Genomic DNA, 250 nt, shown 5'->3' with positions numbered 1-250 from the left:
AGGGGTTGTGGTACGCCTCACGGCCGACCATCACGCTATCGACGTGCTCCAGCTGCTCGTGCAGCTCGTCCATCAGCTTCAGGCCACCATTGATGCCGATATGCAAGGACGGGTGCGCCTGCTTGAGGCGGTGCACGCGGCCATAGTTCAGCGACGGCACATCGCGGTTCTCCTTCGGCGACAGGCCCTGCACCCATGCCTTGCGCGCATGCACGCTGATGGTGTCGCAGCCGGCATCGGCCACGGTGGT

At 64.8% G+C, this 250-nt stretch carries 1 protein-coding gene; it reads right to left on the bottom strand.

The window, feature by feature from the left end:
* The coding region (locus R0J88_RS22205) for a tRNA-dihydrouridine synthase (protein WP_410901200.1) at positions 1–250 on the bottom strand (250 nt) is incomplete at both ends.

It is taken from the genome of Pseudoalteromonas sp. SIMBA_162 (genome assembly GCF_046535955.1).
GTDB lineage: Bacteria > Pseudomonadota > Gammaproteobacteria > Enterobacterales > Alteromonadaceae > Pseudoalteromonas > Pseudoalteromonas marina.
The sequence above is the reverse complement of the archived record's forward strand: the minus strand, read 5'-3'. Positions and strand labels throughout refer to the sequence as shown.